This is a genomic window from Bacillus cereus group sp. BfR-BA-01355, assembly GCF_022663675.1.
GTDB classification, from domain to species: Bacteria; Bacillota; Bacilli; order Bacillales; family Bacillaceae_G; genus Bacillus_A; species Bacillus_A thuringiensis_S.
Map to the genome: position 1 here is coordinate 1 of NZ_JAKUFY010000237.1, position 2,257 is coordinate 2,257.

The window sequence follows — 2,257 nt, forward strand, 5'->3', positions numbered from 1 at the left end:
CCCCTGCCTTTTCTTTGTTATGAGACTAGAGGCGGAGGACTGGCTTTTTTTATTATATTAGTAATGCTTTTCGCCAAATTGGTGAAAATATTTATATACGAGAACTAACGTTGGGGTGATTATTTTGAAGAAGCAACACGATACAATTATCGTTTTAGATTTTGGAAGTCAATACAATCAGTTAATAGCACGTCGAATTCGTGAGTTCGGTGTATACAGTGAACTTCATCCACATACAATTACTGCAGAAGAAATTAAAGCAATGAATCCAAAAGGGATTATTTTCTCTGGTGGACCAAATAGCGTATACGGTGAAGGTGCATTACATTGTGATGAAAAAATCTTCGAACTAGGATTACCGATTTTCGGTATCTGTTACGGTATGCAGCTTATGACACAACACTTCGGTGGTAAAGTAGAGCGTGCCAACCACCGTGAGTACGGAAAAGCTGTTCTTAAAGTAGAGAACGAATCAAAATTATATGCGAACCTTCCAGAAGAGCAAGTTGTATGGATGAGCCATGGCGACTTAGTAACTGGTTTACCTGAAGGATTTGTAGTAGACGCAACAAGTGAGTCTTGTCCAATTGCTGGTATGAGCAATGAAGAGAAAAACTTATACGGTGTACAATTCCACCCAGAAGTACGTCACTCTGAGCACGGTAACGATTTAATTAAAAACTTCGTATTCGGTGTATGTGGTTGTTCTGAAGGATGGAACATGGAGAACTTTATCGAAGTAGAACTAGAGAAAATTCGTGAAACTGTTGGAGACAAAAAAGTACTATGCGCACTTAGCGGCGGTGTAGACTCTTCTGTTGTAGCAGTATTAATTCATAAAGCAATCGGCGATCAATTAACATGTATTTTCGTTGACCATGGTTTACTTCGTAAAGGTGAAGCGGAAGGCGTTATGAAAACATTCAGCGAAGGCTTCCACATGAACGTTATTAAAGTGGATGCACAAGAACGTTTCATGAACAAGTTAAAAGGTGTAGAAGATCCAGAACAAAAACGTAAAATCATTGGTAATGAATTCATTTACGTATTTGATGATGAAGCTTCTAAATTACAAGGTATGGACTTCTTAGCACAAGGTACACTTTACACAGACATCGTTGAAAGTGGTACAGCAACTGCACAAACAATTAAATCTCACCATAACGTTGGTGGACTTCCAGAAGACATGCAGTTCAAATTAATTGAGCCTTTAAATACGTTATTTAAAGATGAAGTACGTGTATTAGGATCTGAACTAGGAATTCCTGATGAAATCGTATGGCGTCAACCATTCCCAGGTCCTGGTCTTGGTATTCGTGTATTAGGTGAAATCACAGAAGAGAAATTAGAAATCGTTCGTGAATCTGATGCGATTTTACGTGAAGAAATTATTAAAGCAGGATTAGACCGCGAAATCTGGCAATACTTCACTGCGCTTCCTGGCATGCGTAGCGTAGGTGTTATGGGTGACGAGCGTACTTACGATTACACAGTAGGTATCCGCGCGGTAACATCTATCGACGGTATGACAGCTGACTGGGCACGTATCCCTTGGGACGTATTAGAGAAAATCTCTGTTCGTATCGTAAACGAAGTAAAACACGTTAACCGTATCGTGTATGATGTAACGAGTAAGCCACCAGCAACTATTGAGTGGGAATAGTATTGTAATAAAAAAGATCCATCTATCATTCATGAATAGATGGATCTTTTTATTTTTACCATTAATACGAACGAAAGTATAAAAGTTTATAAAAATGTTCGTTTTTAAATTGACAAAAGTGCCTATGCGAGTTAATATGAGTATGTAATTCAAACGAAAAGTGAATATTATGCCGTCGTATAATATCGGGGATATGGCCCGAAAGTTTCTACCTAGCTACCGTAAATGGCTTGACTACGAGGCGTTTGTATAAAGACGAGGGGAAACTTGTCTTTGTTTATAGAACGCTTCCATGTATATATGCAATGGAAGCCTTTTTTATTTCTCGGGATAAAAGAGGGCTAGGAGAAATACGGCGAGTAATCATATAACGGGGGAAACGTAAGATGAAACGCTATTTTCAGTTTGATGAGCTCGGTACGAATTATAAGACTGAGTTCATAGCAGGGTTAACGACATTTCTATCTATGGCTTACGTACTGTTTGTCAATCCTGCTACGCTGTCGCTTGGAAATGTTAAAGGGTTACCAGCAGGTACAGGGATGGATCCAGGTGCAGTATTCGTTGCTACGGCATTAGCGGCAGCGATTGGTT

The 2,257-nt window shown here is 39.2% G+C and carries 1 protein-coding gene, 1 pseudogene and 1 riboswitch; the gene and the pseudogene both read left to right on the forward strand.

The window, feature by feature from the left end; genetic code table 11:
- The first annotated feature begins 124 nt into the window (after window positions 1–124).
- A complete protein-coding gene (gene guaA / locus MR167_RS31215; RefSeq protein WP_000743914.1) occupies window positions 125–1,663 on the forward strand; it encodes a glutamine-hydrolyzing GMP synthase in 1,539 nt (512 codons plus the stop codon).
- A gap of 155 nt (window positions 1,664–1,818) precedes the next feature.
- Window positions 1,819–1,920, forward strand: a riboswitch (purine riboswitch).
- 129 nt (window positions 1,921–2,049) lie between these two features.
- Window positions 2,050–2,257: pseudogene (locus MR167_RS31220) on the forward strand (NCS2 family permease); the annotation flags it as partial.